Origin of the sequence: Pseudomonas sp. V88_4 (assembly GCF_029967985.1) — a bacterium.
In the GTDB taxonomy this organism is placed as follows: Bacteria; Pseudomonadota; Gammaproteobacteria; order Pseudomonadales; family Pseudomonadaceae; genus Aquipseudomonas; species Aquipseudomonas glycinae.
The window spans coordinates 18608-31761 of the sequence record NZ_JASCAF010000038.1 but is presented as its reverse complement, the minus strand read 5'-3'; the positions used below and the strand labels follow the sequence as shown (position 1 = coordinate 31761).

At 60.5% G+C, this 13154-nt stretch carries 16 protein-coding genes; 7 read left to right on the top strand and 9 right to left on the bottom strand.

The window, feature by feature from the left end; genetic code table 11:
- Nucleotides 1-10: 10 nt before the first annotated feature.
- The 4 genes from QLG12_RS14645 to QLG12_RS14630 all read right to left on the bottom strand — a co-directional run bounded on the left by QLG12_RS14645 (nucleotide 11) and on the right by QLG12_RS14630 (nucleotide 3225).
- Nucleotides 11-952, bottom strand: coding sequence for a MerR family transcriptional regulator (locus QLG12_RS14645; protein WP_282474782.1), 942 nt, complete (start codon nucleotides 950-952; stop codon nucleotides 11-13).
- Nucleotides 952-1914: a DUF523 and DUF1722 domain-containing protein gene (locus QLG12_RS14640; RefSeq protein ID WP_197868391.1), complete on the bottom strand. Its 963-nt coding sequence runs from the start codon at nucleotides 1912-1914 to the stop codon at nucleotides 952-954. The genes QLG12_RS14645 and QLG12_RS14640 overlap by 1 nt, the downstream gene beginning before the upstream one ends.
- A 112-nt stretch (nucleotides 1915-2026) precedes the next feature.
- Nucleotides 2027-2242 carry a TIGR02450 family Trp-rich protein gene (locus QLG12_RS14635; protein WP_064383996.1) on the bottom strand — a complete coding sequence of 72 codons (216 nt, stop codon included), beginning with the start codon at nucleotides 2240-2242 and terminating at the stop codon, nucleotides 2027-2029.
- Nucleotides 2239-3225, bottom strand: coding sequence for an FAD-dependent oxidoreductase (locus QLG12_RS14630; RefSeq protein WP_197868392.1), 987 nt, complete (start codon nucleotides 3223-3225; stop codon nucleotides 2239-2241). Before QLG12_RS14630 ends, QLG12_RS14635 begins: the two co-directional genes overlap by 4 nt.
- A gap of 197 nt (nucleotides 3226-3422) precedes the next feature.
- Between QLG12_RS14630 and QLG12_RS14625 the strand changes: the two genes are divergently transcribed.
- Together QLG12_RS14625 and hemH are read left to right on the top strand one after the other, a co-directional pair.
- Nucleotides 3423-4325 (top strand): TIGR01777 family oxidoreductase, encoded by a 903-nt coding sequence (locus QLG12_RS14625; protein WP_282474781.1) that lies wholly within the window; start codon nucleotides 3423-3425, stop codon nucleotides 4323-4325.
- 13 nt (nucleotides 4326-4338) lie between these two features.
- A complete protein-coding gene (hemH, locus tag QLG12_RS14620) occupies nucleotides 4339-5364 on the top strand; it encodes a ferrochelatase (RefSeq protein ID WP_282474780.1) in 1026 nt (341 codons plus the stop codon).
- A 110-nt stretch (nucleotides 5365-5474) separates the two neighbouring features.
- On the opposite strand, the gene QLG12_RS14615 is transcribed toward hemH, so the two are convergent.
- Both QLG12_RS14615 and upp read right to left on the bottom strand, forming a co-directional pair.
- On the bottom strand, nucleotides 5475-6749 hold the full coding sequence (locus QLG12_RS14615) for a uracil-xanthine permease family protein (protein WP_064383992.1): 1275 nt from the start codon (nucleotides 6747-6749) through the stop codon (nucleotides 5475-5477).
- 2 nt (nucleotides 6750-6751) lie between these two features.
- Entirely contained in the window at nucleotides 6752-7390 is a 639-nt protein-coding gene (gene upp / locus QLG12_RS14610; protein ID WP_007951682.1) for a uracil phosphoribosyltransferase, read from the bottom strand.
- Between the two features lie 164 nt (nucleotides 7391-7554).
- On the opposite strand from upp, the gene QLG12_RS14605 reads away from it, so the two are divergent.
- The 3 genes from QLG12_RS14605 (at nucleotide 7555) to QLG12_RS14595 (ending at nucleotide 9125) form a co-directional block, all read left to right on the top strand.
- Nucleotides 7555-8112 carry a hypoxanthine-guanine phosphoribosyltransferase gene (locus tag QLG12_RS14605; RefSeq protein WP_007951681.1) on the top strand — a complete coding sequence of 186 codons (558 nt, stop codon included), beginning with the start codon at nucleotides 7555-7557 and terminating at the stop codon, nucleotides 8110-8112.
- 182 nt (nucleotides 8113-8294) lie between these two features.
- Complete coding sequence (locus QLG12_RS14600; RefSeq protein ID WP_197868396.1) at nucleotides 8295-8774, top strand: hypothetical protein; 480 nt, start codon at nucleotides 8295-8297, stop codon at nucleotides 8772-8774.
- A gap of 63 nt (nucleotides 8775-8837) precedes the next feature.
- Nucleotides 8838-9125, top strand: a complete 288-nt coding sequence (locus QLG12_RS14595) for a PA4642 family protein (protein ID WP_197868397.1) — start codon at nucleotides 8838-8840, stop codon at nucleotides 9123-9125.
- A 75-nt stretch (nucleotides 9126-9200) separates the two neighbouring features.
- Here QLG12_RS14595 and mqo read toward each other — a convergent pair whose 3' ends face one another.
- A complete protein-coding gene (mqo, locus tag QLG12_RS14590) occupies nucleotides 9201-10709 on the bottom strand; it encodes a malate dehydrogenase (quinone) (protein ID WP_197868398.1) in 1509 nt (502 codons plus the stop codon).
- A gap of 700 nt (nucleotides 10710-11409) precedes the next feature.
- Nucleotides 11410-11643: a hypothetical protein gene (locus QLG12_RS14585; RefSeq protein WP_039766297.1), complete on the bottom strand. Its 234-nt coding sequence runs from the start codon at nucleotides 11641-11643 to the stop codon at nucleotides 11410-11412.
- A gap of 190 nt (nucleotides 11644-11833) precedes the next feature.
- Here QLG12_RS14585 and QLG12_RS14580 point away from each other — a divergent pair, with 190 nt between their 5' ends.
- Nucleotides 11834-12418 (top strand): YajG family lipoprotein, encoded by a 585-nt coding sequence (locus tag QLG12_RS14580; RefSeq protein ID WP_007951676.1) that lies wholly within the window; start codon nucleotides 11834-11836, stop codon nucleotides 12416-12418.
- A gap of 55 nt (nucleotides 12419-12473) precedes the next feature.
- Here QLG12_RS14580 and QLG12_RS14575 read toward each other — a convergent pair whose 3' ends face one another.
- Entirely contained in the window at nucleotides 12474-12680 is a 207-nt protein-coding gene (locus tag QLG12_RS14575; RefSeq protein ID WP_129973059.1) for a hypothetical protein, read from the bottom strand.
- A 193-nt stretch (nucleotides 12681-12873) separates the two neighbouring features.
- On the opposite strand from QLG12_RS14575, the gene QLG12_RS14570 reads away from it, so the two are divergent.
- The gene (locus tag QLG12_RS14570) at nucleotides 12874-13152 is read left to right on the top strand and encodes a hypothetical protein (protein ID WP_011335898.1); all 279 of its coding nucleotides are present in this window, start codon (nucleotides 12874-12876) and stop codon (nucleotides 13150-13152) included.
- The last annotated feature ends 2 nt before the right edge of the window (nucleotides 13153-13154 follow it).

Below are 13154 nucleotides of genomic sequence, written 5' to 3'. Positions count from 1 at the left end.
GTCTGAATCATTAAATCAACCCACGCTGAACGAGTGCCCGATGCGCCGAAAGAGGATCTTCGGCCAGCAGCAGATCTGCGATATCGGAAGTTCTGGCGGACAACTCGGCGTGGTGAATGCACACCGTTGGTCCGGCAATCAGTTTCGGGCAGCTGATGCCATTCAACAGTTTCGGCAGTTGGGCAAGGTTCAGGGCTTTGCTGGAATACAGCAGTACGCCACGGGCTTGCAGGGTATCGGTTGCCAGCGCCAGCTCTCCGGCCGGCAGCGGCCAGTCGAACACCTGCACCGGGCAATCGGCGCTGCTGATCAGCCAGGCGCAGAGCCACAGGTGTGGCTCCAGCGGCAGATCCGACTGATTGACCAGCAGCAGCGGCGCGGTGCGCAACTGACGGTTGTTATGGTAGATGCGTGCGCCGAATTTGCTGCGCAACCAGGCATAAAAGAACACGCGCTCCATCTGCGCGCCGAACTGGCCCTGCCAACGCTGTTCGAGATCGCTCAGCAGCGGCAGCAACAATTGCTCGCACAGGGTGCGTGGCGGATACAGCGCCATCGCCTGATTGACGCTGTCGTCGAGGCTGCGCTCGTTCAGTTGAGTGACCGCCAACAGGGCGGCCTGACGCAGGGGATGCCATTCGTCTTCCACCGGTTCGTTCAAGGCCTGCGCCGTGTCGAGCAGCGGTTTGACCTGGCTGACCGCTACGCCACGGTTGAGCCAGGTGAGAATATTCTGGATACGCAGCACATGATCGGCGTTGTACAGGCGATGGCCCTTGGGGGTGCGTTGCGGCACGATCAGTCCGTAGCGCCGTTCCCAGGCGCGCAGGGTGACGGCATTGACGCCGGTCTGACGCGCGACTTCGCGGATCGGCAGCCAGCCTTCGTCGAGGGCTTTCTTGAAGTCGGCGCCGAGGTCTTCCCGGGCGCTGGTGTCGGGTGAGTCGTTCATCAAATGGCGTTTCGCAGGCTGAGGTTTTCCGGATGCGGCTGCAGGTACACCTGCTGCGCAATGTAGGGATCCGGGTGGAGGCGAAAGTGATGTTTGAGCAGCGTCAGCGGCACCACCAGCGGCACGATGCCGTGTCGGTATTGGCCGATGATGTGCTGCACTTCCTGTTTGTCTTCGGGGCTGATGGCCTGTTTCAGGTAGCCACTGATGTGCTGCAGGACATTGCTGTGGGTGCGGCGGGTGGCGCATTTCTTGAGTGCCGCCATCAGTTCACTGAAATAGCGTGGGCCCAGTTCGACCGGGTCGGTCCGGCCCATGTTGCCCAGCAGATTGCCCAGCGCCTTGTATTGCACCGGATTGTGAGCCATCAGCAGGTATTTGTAGCGCGAATGGAAGTCGGTGAGCGCGCGGCGGCTCAAGCCTTGCTTGAGCACTTGCTGCCATTCGCGGTAGGCGAGTACGCGGGTGATGAAATTTTCCCGCAGCACCGGATCGTTAAGACGCCCGGCTTCTTCCACCGGCAGGTCTGGATGCCGTGCACAGAACGCGTCGGCGTAAATGCCGCGCCCGCCACCATTCACCGGTGCGCCGTTGGCGTGGTAGACCTTGACCCGCTCCAGTCCGCAGGACGGAGATTGCTGCATGAAGATGTAGCCGCAGATGTCACTGAGTTCCCCGGCCATTTTCTCGCCGTAAGCGGCCAGTGGCTGGGTAACATTGATCGATGGATTGACGGTGCCGACCGCATCAGGCTTTTGCGGGTCGCCGACCAGACGAATCGGCTCGCGGGGTATCCCGAGACCAATCGCTACCTCAGGACAGACGGGAACGAACTCAAAATGCTCGGCCAGGGTGCGGCTGCACAAACGCGATTCCTTGTGGCCGCCGTTGTAGCGAACTTCGGCCCCCATCAGGCAGGCGCTGATGGCGATTTTTGGCAGGGACGTCGATAAGTCGGACATGCAACAACCTCGAATCTGATCCTGTACAGACAGAATAGATCTGTACAACATTCTCTCAGCATAGATTCATGGGTGTACAAGTCAAACTTTTTGTATAAGTTTTTTGAGGTTTTTAGCGCCAGCCCATTTTCCAGTGTGAATCATCCTGCAAAGCGCGCCAGTCGCATTGCTCGGTACGCCGGGTGAGCACAGCCTGCAATTCGATTTCCAGCACCGTGCCGTCCTCGTCACGGAACAGTTCGGTCACCAGAAAATGCTTTTCACGGTTTTGCGGGTGGGCTGCTGTCCATTTCGACAGCAGCAATTTGCGCGGATTGATACGGTTCACTGCAAGTGTTCGTGCAAGCGTCTTGCCGCCTCCTGACCACTGAGCCATGCCCCTTCGACCCGACCCGACAGGCACCAGTCGCCACAGGCGTACAGACCCAGGTCGGCGTCGGCCAGAGTGCCCCATTCATGACTGCTGGCAGGCCGGGCATAGAGCCAGCGGTGGGCGAGGCTGAAGGTCGGGGCCGGCATGGCGCTGTGCAGCAACTCGGCGAAGGCGCCGTGCAATTGTTCGATCACCGCTTCCTTGGGCAGGTCGATGTGCTGCCGGCTCCAGGCACTGGTGGCGTGCAGAACCCAGGTGTCGCACGTGGTGTCGCGTCCCGGTTTGCTGCGGTTGCGGGCCAGCCAGTCGAGCGGGCTGTCCTGGACGAAGCAGCCTTCGATGGGTGTATCCAGCGGTGTGTCGAAGGCGAGGGCGACGGCCCAGGTCGGATCCATTTTCACCCCGGCGGCGGCTCCGGCGAGTTTCGGCGCGGCGGCCAGCAGGGCAGTGGCCTGGGGCGCCGGCGTGGCGATCACGACGTGGCTGAACGGCCCGTGGGTGAAGCCTTCGGCGTCCTGCAGGTGCCAGTGTTGTTCACCGCGATAGACCTCGGTGATGCGGCAGGCGAAATGCACTTCCAGACCATCGAGCAGGCCTCGGGTGATGGCACTCATGCGCGGCGTGCCGACCCAGCGGGTCTGCTCGTCCGGCGACAGGTTCAACTGCCCGCCATGAAAGGTGTAGAGCTGTGGCGCCCATTCGGTAACCCAGCCTTTGCTTTGCCAGCGCTGGACTTCGGTCACGAAGCGTCGGTCACGGGCAGTGAAATACTGTGCGCCCATGTCCAGCGAGCCGGCGTCACTGCGTTTGCTCGACATGCGCCCGCCGCTGCCGCGGCTTTTATCGAACAACTGGACGGTATGCCCGGCATCCGTAAGGGCCTGGGCGGCGGAGAGTCCGGCGATGCCGGTGCCAATGATTGCGATAGGTACAGTCATAGGGGCCTCGTTTACCTTTCTGTACAGACTACGCCGTGGATGAAACCTGTACAATTCTGTTTTTTGGTATAACTTCCAGCGTTCTGGTTCTGACAGCTTGGCCTATGGTTAAACAATAGAGCCTGCCCGATAGAAAAGATCCCTGTTTATAAAAATAGACTAGTGATCGGGGTAAAACGCCACGCGAGGAAGAAGTCATGCACATATTGCTGACCGGCGGTACTGGATTGATCGGACGCCAGCTTTGCCGGCACTGGTCCGGGCAGGGGCATCGCCTGACGGTCTGGAATCGTCGTCCGGAAAAAGTCGCGAACATCTGTGGCGACCAGGTGCGTGGCATTGCGCGTCTGGAGGACCTTGGCGACGAGCCGGTCGACGTGATCGTCAACCTCGCCGGCGCGCCGATTGCCGACCGTCCGTGGACCCATCGACGCAAGGCGCTGTTGTGGAGCAGCCGGATCTCGCTGACCGAATCGTTGCTGGCGTGGCTGGAAAAACGCGGGCAAAAACCGTCGCTGCTGATCTCGGGTTCGGCCGTGGGTTGGTACGGTGACGGCGGCGAGCGCGAGTTGACCGAGGACTCGCCGCCGGTGATCGACGATTTCGCCAGCCAGTTGTGCATCGCTTGGGAGGAAACCGCGCAACGTGCCGAGGCGATGGGTATTCGCGTGGTGCTGGTGCGTACCGGGCTGGTGCTGTCGGCCGAGGGCGGCTTTTTGTCGCGCCTGCTGCTGCCGTTCAAGCTCGGGCTGGGCGGGCCTTTGGGTAACGGTCGGCAGTGGATGCCGTGGATTCATATCGACGATCAAATCGCCCTGATTGATTTTCTTCTGCACTGCAATCAGGCGAGCGGTCCTTATAATGCGTGCGCGCCGAAACCGGTGCGCAATCGCGAATTCGCCAAGACGCTGGGCAGTGTGCTGCACCGCCCGGCGTTCATGCCGATGCCGGCCCTCGCCTTGAAGGTCGGGCTCGGCGAGATGTCATTGCTGTTGCTGGGTGGCCAACGGGCCATGCCCAAGCGCTTGCTGGAAGCGGGATTCACTTTCCGGTTCACGGATTTACGCGCGGCCCTGGACGATCTTTCCAGCCGCCTCTGAAATAGGACGTTGCATGACCGATCACGCCTTGCTTCTGGTCAACCTGGGTTCGCCGGCCTCCACTTCGGTGGCCGACGTGCGCCGCTATCTCAATCAATTCCTGATGGATCCTTACGTAATCGACCTGCCGTGGCCGGTGCGGCGTCTGCTGGTGTCGCTGATCCTGATCAAGCGCCCCGAGCAGTCGGCCCACGCCTACGCTTCGATCTGGTGGGACGAAGGCTCGCCGCTGGTGGTCCTCAGTCGTCGTCTGCAACAGCAGATGAAGGCACAGTGGACCCACGGCCCGGTGGAACTGGCCATGCGTTACGGCGAGCCGTCGATTGAGACAAGTCTGATGAAGCTGGTAGCGGCGGGGCACAAACGCATCACCCTCGCGCCGCTTTATCCGCAGTTCGCCGACAGCACCACGACCACCGTGATTGAAGAAGCCAAGCGGGTGGTGCGTGAGAAGAAGCTCGATGTGCAGCTGTCGGTGTTGCAGCCGTTCTACGATCAGCCGGAATACCTCGACGCGCTGGTGGCGAGCGCCAGACCGCACTTGCAGCAGGATTACGATCACCTGTTGCTGAGCTTCCATGGTTTGCCGGAGCGGCACCTGACCAAGCTTGACCCGACCGGCAACCATTGCTTCAAGAATGAAGATTGCTGCAAGAATGCTTCGGCTGCCGTATTGGCCACCTGTTATCGCGCCCAGTGCCTGCGCACAGCGGCGCTGTTCGCAGAACGCATGGGACTGCCGGACGGCAAATGGTCGGTGTCGTTTCAGTCGCGGCTGGGCCGGGCGAAATGGATCGAACCCTACACCGAAGCGCGGCTGGATGAGCTGGCCAAAAGTGGCGTGAAGAAGATTCTGGTGATGTGCCCGGCGTTTGTCGCCGATTGCATCGAGACCCTGGAAGAGATCGGCGATCGCGGCAAGGAGCAGTTCCGCGAGGCGGGGGGCGAGGAGTTGGTGCTGGTGCCGTGCCTGAATGACGACTCGCAATGGGCGAAGGCGCTGGCAACACTGTGTGAACGGGCGCCACTGGCCCTGTAGCAGGAGTCAAAAGCTTCGCGAGCAAGCCCGCTCCCACATTTGATTGCATTTCAATGTGGGAGCGGGCTTGCTCGCGAAGGCTGACTGTCAGGCGATGAAGATCTGAAAGTTTAGATCAGCGGCTCATCCGCCTTCTTCTGTTTCCAGCTGTCGTTGCCCGGCAGCAGCAGGTTCAGCGCAATCGCCACCACCGCGCACAGCGCGATGCCTTTGAGCCCGAAATCATCCGGACCGGTGCCGGTGCCGACCAGCACACCACCGATACCGAACACCAGGGTTACCGAAACGATCACCAGATTGCGCGCCTCGCCCAGGTCGATCTTGTGGCGGATCAGAGTGTTCATTCCCACCGCCGCGATCGAACCGAACAGCAGGCACAGAATCCCGCCCATCACCGGCACCGGAATGCTTTGCAGCAGGGCGCCGAACTTGCCGATGAACGCCAGGCTGATGGCGAAGATCGCCGCCCAGGTCATGATTTTCGGGTTGTAGTTCTTGGTCAGCATCACCGCGCCGGTCACTTCCGCGTAAGTCGTGTTGGGCGGACCGCCGAACAGGCCGGCTGCCGTGGTGGCGATGCCGTCACCAAGCAGAGTGCGATGCAGGCCCGGCTTCTTCAGGTAATCGCGACCGGTCACGCTGCCGACCGCAATCACGCCGCCGATATGCTCGATGGCCGGGGCCAGCGCTACCGGGACGATGAACAGGATTGCCTGCCAGTTGAACTCCGGCGCGGTAAAGGCCGGCAGGGCGAACCATGGTGCTGCGGCAATTTTCGCGGTGTCGACCACGCCGAAGTAGAAGGACAGGGCAAAGCCCACCAGCACCCCGGAAATAATCGGCACCAGACGGAAAATGCCTTTGCCGAACACCGCCACGATCAACGTGGTCAGCAGCGCCGGCATCGAGATCATCATTGCGGTCTGGTAATGGATCAGCTCCGAGCCGTCGCCAGCCTTGCCCATCGCCATGTTCGCGGCAATCGGTGCCATGGCCAGGCCAATGGAGATGATCACCGGGCCAATTACGACTGGCGGCAGCAGACGGTCAATGAACCCGGTGCCTTTGATCTTCACCGCCAGGCCGAGGAAGGTGTAAACGAAACCGGCCGCCATCACGCCGCCCATGGTCGCGGCGAGGCCGAACTGGCCCTTGGCGAGAATGATCGGGGTGATGAAGGCGAAGCTCGATGCCAGGAACACCGGCACCTGACGCCCGGTGACGATCTGGAACAGAATCGTGCCTAAACCTGCGGTAAACAGTGCCACGTTCGGGTCCAGGCCCGTGATCAGTGGCATCAGCACCAGGGCGCCGAAAGCCACGAACAGCATCTGTGCGCCGGACAGCACCGTGCGCCAGAGCGGATCGTTGAACTCTTGCTGCATGCTTACGCGTCCTTCTGCTTGGTGCCGAAGATCTTGTCACCGGCGTCGCCAAGCCCAGGAATGATGTAACCGTGCTCGTTGAGTTTCTGGTCGATGGACGCGGTGTAGATGATCACGTCCGGATGAGCTTTCTCGACAGCGGCAATGCCTTCCGGCGCGGCAACCAGCACCATCGCGCGGATGTCCTTGCAACCGGCTTTCTTCAGCAGGTCGATGGTTGCGACCATGGAGCTGCCGGTGGCGAGCATCGGGTCGATGATCATCGCCAGGCGTTCGTCGATTTCCGGAACCAGTTTTTCCAGATAGGTGTGGGCCTGCAGGGTTTCTTCGTTACGGGCGACGCCGACGGCGCTGACTTTCGCACCCGGGATCAGGCTCAGCACGCCTTCGAGCATGCCGATGCCGGCACGCAGGATCGGCACGACGGTAATCTTCTTGCCGGCGATTTTCTCGACCGACACGGTGCCGCACCAACCTTCGATATCGTAGGTTTCCAGCGGCAGGTCTTTGGTCGCTTCATAGGTCAACAGGGCACCGACTTCCTGAGCGAGCTCGCGGAAATTCTTGGTGCTGATGTCTGCACGGCGCATAAGGCCAAGTTTGTGACGGATCAGCGGATGGCGGATCTCTTGGATGGACATGGGGAAAGGCTCCGGCGGCGGGCAAAAAAACCGGCCTAGATTAATCTATCCGAGGGTGATGTCCTATAGGACATACAGTACGTTAGTCCACAAATGCTTGATTCGGCCCCGGTTGATGCGTACCTTTGCCCGCTTTTCCGAAATCCGTCCCCCTGGAGAGCGCCATGTCCGCTGATCTCGAGCATATCCGTCAAATCATGCGAGAGGCTGACTGCCTGTACACCGAAGCTGAAGTCGAGGCTGCCATTGCCCGCGTCGGTGCACAAATCAACGAACAACTGGCCGACAGCAACCCGGTGGTGTTCTGCGTGATGAACGGCGGCCTGATCTTCTCCGGCAAACTGCTGACGCATCTGCAGTTCCCGCTGGAAGCGTCCTACCTGCACGCCACCCGTTACCGCAACGAAACCAGCGGCGGCGACCTGTTCTGGAAAGCCAAGCCGGAAGTCTCGTTCATCGACCGTGACGTGCTGATCATCGACGACATCCTCGACGAAGGTCACACCCTGGGCGCGATCATCGACTTCTGCCGTCACGCCGGCGCGCGCAAAGTGCACACTGCCGTGCTGATCGACAAGGACCACGACCGCAAGGCCCGTCCTGACCTGAAAGCCGACTTCGTCGGCCTGCCGTGTATCGACCGTTACATCTTCGGTTACGGCATGGACTACAAAGGCTACTGGCGCAACGCCAACGGGATCTTCGCCGTCAAAGGCATGTAATTCCGGGTAACCCCGATCCCTTTGGGAGCGGGCTTGCCCGCGATGGCGGACTGTCTGACACATTGATGTCGGATATGCCGACGCTATCGCGGGCAAGCCACGCTCCCACAGTTGTTTTGTGTGTGCTGATCCATCCGCGATACCCATGCTAGAGTGCTCTGCCCCGCCTCCCGGAGTCTGTCATGAGCCTCTTGATCCGCAGCTGCGCCGCCCTGTTGCTGACCCTCAGCCTGCCCCTGGCCGCCGCCCCGCTGCACAGCCAATTCCTGCCGCCCGACGACCTGACTCTGCGTGATGCCGAGCCCGAGCAGCAGCAATTGTTGCAGGTCACCGACTATTCTGTGGTGGTGGGGGCCCAGCGCCAGTCCAATCAGCAGCCGATTCCGGTCACCTCGTCCTTGATGATCCGCCTCAAAGGCAAATCCTTGAACAAGGGAGCGACGATCAATCAGGTGCTGGTCAACTTCGATGGCGAAAGTAAAAGCCTGAAAAAGCCGGCGTATGACGCCAAGAGCAAGACTCTGACGCTCTACTACCCGCTGGCCCAGTACCGGGTGGTGATCGATCTGTTGCGCAACGACACGGTCTACGTGCAATTTCTCAGTTACGCCAACGGCCACATCTGGGCCGATTTGCACACCGGCAGCACGCGCGCGCGTTGAGCCTTGTGCCTGCGCAGGGGTAAACTGCCCGCCCCGTGAAATGTCTGCGAGCTGGAGTCGGCAATGCGTAAAGATAAGAAGCAAGTGATTGGTGACGAGATCGGCGATGAGCAGATCAAGCTGTTCCTCGATTTTGAGCCGGTCGACGCCACTTCGCCGTCGCTGCACAAACTGGTCAAGGCTTACCGTGGCCTGCGGATCGACGATTTCGAGCGTTTCCTGACATTCTTCGTTGCCGCCGGTTATGACCTGGACGGCAAGGACGAGCACGGCCAGACCTTCGTCAACCAGATCCGCGATCAACGCAACGCGGCGGAATACATCGAGCTGATCGAGAAAGCCCGCGGCTGATCGCCCGAAGTTTTCCACAGGCATAAAAAAACGCCCCGCACTCATCGAGTGCGGGGCGTTTTTCATGGAGCCGAATCAGGCGTAGCTTTCGGTCTCGTTGCTGGCTTCAACCAGTTCCAGCGCGACGTTGTTCTGCGTGTTGATCTTGCGATACAGCGCAGCGTCGGTTTCCAGGACCTTTTCGCGGGCCGGGAAGATTTCCGCCAGTTTGGCAGCCCATTCACCCTTGGCCTTGGCCGGGAAGCACTTCTCGATCAGTTCCAGCATGATCGAAACGGTCACCGAAGCGCCTGGCGAAGCACCGAGCAGGGCGGCGAGGGAGCCGTCCTTCGCAGCCACCAGTTCGGTACCGAACTGCAGGATGCCGCCTTTTTTCGGGTCTTTCTTGATGATCTGCACCCGTTGGCCGGCCACTTCCAGGCGCCAGTCTTCGGCTTTCGCCTCGGGGTAGAAACGACGCAGGGATTCCAGGCGCTGTTCCATCGACTGCATCACTTCGCTGACCAGGTACTTGGTCAGGTCCATGTTGTTTTTCGCCACGGCCAGCATCGGCCCGATGTTGCCGGCGCGAACCGACATTGGCAGGTCCATGAAGGAACCGTGCTTGAGGAACTTGGTGGTGAAACCGGCGTATGGCCCGAACAGCAGGGATTTCTTGCCATCGACCACGCGGGTGTCCAGGTGCGGCACGGACATCGGTGGCGAACCCACGGCGGCCTGGCTGTAAACCTTGGCCTGGTGATGCTTGACCACTTCCGGGTTGTCGCAACGCAGCCACTGGCCGCTGATCGGGAAGCCGCCGAAGCCTTTGCTCTCTTCGATGCCCGAGGCTTGCAGCAGCGGCAGAGCCGCGCCACCGGCGCCGAGGAATACGAACTTGGCGTCGACTTCACGGCTGCTGCCGCTGTTGACGTCCTTGATGCTGACGGTCCAGCCGTTGGCGTTACGCTTGAGGCCGGTCACGCGCTTGCAGTACTTGACCTGGGCATCGGGTGCGCTGGTCAGGTGCTTGAGCAGCTGATTGGTCAGGGCGCCAAAGTTGACGTCGGTGCCGTTGATCACGCGGGTGGCGGCGAGCACCTGGTCTTTCGGACGCCCCGGCATCATCAGCGGCATCCACTCGGCCATCTTCGCCTTGTCTTCGGTGTATTCCATGTCGGCGAAGGCGTGGTGCTTGCGCAGCGTATTGAAACGTTCCTTGAGGAACGACACGCCTTTCTCGCCCTCGACATAGCTCAGGTGTGGCACCGGGCTGATGAAGGACTTGCACGAGCCGAATGTGCCTTTCCTGGTCAGATACGACCAGAACTGCTTCGACACCTCGAACTGGGTGTTGATGTGCACGGCTTTCTTGATGTCGACGGTGCCGTCGGCAGTCTGTGGCGTGTAGTTCAGCTCGCACAGGCCGGCGTGGCCGGTGCCGGCGTTGTTCCATGGGTTGGAACTCTCTGCGGCACCGGAATCCATCAGCTCGACGACTTCCAGCTTGAGCGCCGGGTCGAGTTCCTTGAGCAGTACTGCGAGGGTGGCACTCATGATGCCGGCCCCAACCAGAACTACGTCGACTGCTTCGTTATGCGCCATTTAACGCGTCTCCAAAATCTGCAGCACCAAATTGTCGGCATGGCTGCCAGGCGTCCAGGGCAGGTCAGTTGAGCCCCGGGTATCCTTGGTCAGGTGTGCCATGTCCGAATCTTCGCAATTTTTCGCAACTTCGACGGATGCGTGCGGCCTGGCTTAAAGAGTCATATGAACTCATTTCGGCACGGGGCTGGCAATTCGACTTATGGTCGAGACATCCGTTTGTGCAACCAAATCCGTAGCGGACAGGCTTCAGGCTCCGGTAGTCGAGGCGTTCCCGTTCCTGTGTCGTTGGGCTGTTTCAGACGCTAATGGTGCATGTTCAGACGCAAAACTATTCATTTGCTCGCCACACTCTTGTGAAGTTGTGAAAACCCGTTTTTTTCACGCTCTTTTGAAGACGTGAACCTCAAAAAGGGCTGTCCGGGGCTGGCACCGTGCCCGGAGGGGCAAACAACTCAGTGGCCGAGCGTCATGACAGCTCTGCAGATTCGCGAAAAGCGGGATTTGCCAGGGAAACAGCAAGCACGCCAGCTTCACTCGATCTGTGTGGGCGGCTCTCTGTGGGCGATTTGGATGCCAATGCAAGCGCATTGACGCTGTTGCGGGGCCCGATCAGGAGACGTCCTTATAATCGGGGGGAGATTGTATCGAAGAAATGCGCGGAGTTGGTCGAGTTTAATGACTTTTATTAGGCATCCGGTCAGATGCTCAACATCGCTTGAGCCCGTGCGCGTGGGCGCTGCTGTTCGACGCGGGCGCTGGCGGGCAGTGGCTGGTGCAGCCAGTTGAGACGGATTTCCTCGATTTCCACCCAGCCATCACCCATCGGTTGCAGGCTGCATTGCTTGAAGGCCTGGCAATGGCCGTTGCGGTCGAGCAGGGCAAAACTGCGATGCAGCGGGCGTGGGGCGAACAACGAGATCAGATAGCGCATGGCAGTGTTCCTTTTGGGGATCTGTGAGGAAGATTGGCAAAGGGCCGTGACGCGCACGTGTATGGGGGGTGAAGAATCTGTGACAGGAACCGCTGGCAGCGGGTTTTGTCTGAGATTTCAGTGCTGGTGACCCACAGTGGCCCACCGCTATACTGCCGGCCTGTCTGTGCCTGATTCTGGAGAGAAGAGCATGTTGCAACGCCTGTTGTTCGGTTTGATCACTGTGACCAGTTTGACCCTGGTTGGCTGCGCCCACAGCCCGCAACAACTGAGCCCGGAACCGAAGCTGACCACTCAGCTGGCACCGGTCGGCCATGGCCAGCCTGTCGTGGTCCGTGTGGTCGACGGTCGTCCGTCGCCAACCCTCGGCACCCGTGGCGGCCTGTACCCGGAAACCAGCGCCATCACCGTGCAGCGCGAGCAGATCCTGCCGAAGTTGCAGGCCCAGGCTGAAGCCGCCGTGCGTCTGCTCGGGTTCACCCCGACCAACAACGCGCCCAATGCACCGCAATTGACCGTGACCCTGGCGGAACTGAAATACCAGTCGCCCAAAGAAGGCATGTACGTGACCGAAGCCACCATCGGCGCGACCTTCCGCTCCGACGTGCAGAACGCCAACCGTCGTTACAGCGGCCGTTACGGTGCCTCGCTGGACCAGCGTTTCGGCATGGCGCCGAACCAGGAAACCAACACCAAGCTGGTCAGCGATGTGCTCAGTGATGCGCTGACCCGTCTGTTCAAGGATCCGACCGTGGGTCAGGTCCTCGCCGAGTAAGTGTTCGGTTGACGTGAAAAAGCCCGGAGCCAGTGATGGCTCCGGGCTTTTTCGTTCAGGCGGCTTGTGAATAGAAGTCGAGAATGCTGACGCCGGTCAGCAGGTCGGTCTCGGGCAAGTCCGCATGCTGGTGCCCGCCGAGGGCGCAATACACCAGCCAGTGGCGATCCTGGACATTGAAGGCCAGGCTGCCGACGAGGGTTTGCTGCTCGTCGGACGGGGAGATGAGGTACAGGCGATCCTGGTTTTCAGCGTGAAGCATGTCGCGTTCCGTGTCGGTTTCGAGGCGCGCAGGGTGACTGAAACAAATGACGATGCCGTGACACAGGACAGCCATCGGTCGATTGACGGGTTATTTGTCGTAAAGGGTAGGGCAGTCGGGGAGGGTTTCGGTAGAATCCGCGCCGCGGTCGTCGGTCTGGCGCTCGCCATACCGGTCTAGATTGAGGTCTGTGATGTCGCTGCACTTGATGACGCTGTTTACCGCCCATCCCGCCAAGCTGATCAACCTGTTGGCCCTGCTGCTGGCCTTTCCCGGCAGTTGGCTGCTGCACGCGACCCGCCGCCGTGAACAACGGGCGATGGCCAGTATCGCGGCCCAGCGTCAGAGTCAGCCGGATCAGGAACCGGTGCTCGATTGGGCGACCCTGCGCATGAACCGCTTCTTCTACCGCTTCGGTTTTGCCTGCCTGGGCCTGGCGTTGCTGGTGTCCTGGATCAGTACCCGCTTCTGAAC